The organism is Methylibium sp. T29 (genome assembly GCF_000576205.1).
In the GTDB taxonomy this organism is placed as follows: domain Bacteria; phylum Pseudomonadota; class Gammaproteobacteria; order Burkholderiales; family Burkholderiaceae_C; genus Methylibium; species Methylibium petroleiphilum.
In genome coordinates, this window is sequence record NZ_AZND01000594.1 from 1 (window position 1) to 627 (window position 627).

General features: G+C 76.1%; 1 protein-coding gene. It reads right to left on the reverse strand.

Translation table 11 applies throughout. The features are described from left to right. On the reverse strand, window positions 1–599 hold a 599-nt coding region (locus x551_RS23020), incomplete at its 3' end, for an ATP-binding cassette domain-containing protein (protein ID WP_051512325.1). Window positions 600–627: the final 28 nt, after the last annotated feature.

Here is a 627-nt window from a genome sequence, read left to right on the forward strand (position 1 = left end):
GCCGGCTCGGCCTCCTCGACCCAGTGCGTGGCCCACAGCACGCAGACGCCGCGCGTGCGCACGTCCTCGCGCAGCGCGGCCAGCAGGTCACGGCGCGACTGGGGGTCCAGGCCCACGGTGGCCTCGTCCATCAGCAGCACGGCCGGGCGGTGCAGGCCGGCGCGCACCAGCTCGACCTTGCGGCGGTTGCCGCCCGACAGCTCGCGTGCCTTGCGGTCCAGGTCGGTGGCGGCCAGCCCGAAGCGCGCGCTGTCCTCGGCGATGCGCTCGCGGGCCAGCGCGCGCGGCAGGCCGTGCAGGTCGGCGTGGAACAGCAGGTTGCGGCGCACGCTCAGGTCGAGGTCGAGCGAGATCTGCTGGAACACCACGCCGATGTGGCGCAGCGCGGCCGGCGCGGCGTGGCGCAGCGAGTGGCCGGCCACCTCGACCTCGCCCTCGTCGGCCGCGAACAGGCCGGTGAGCACCTGGAACAGCGTGGACTTGCCGGCGCCGTTGGGGCCGAGCAGCGCGGTGAACTCGCCGGGGCGCAGCGCGAGGCTCAGCGACTGCAGCGCCGCGCGCTCGCCATAGCGCTGGGTGAGGCCGGCGACGCTCAGCATCGCGGGCCGATCTCGCGGCGGGCGAGGC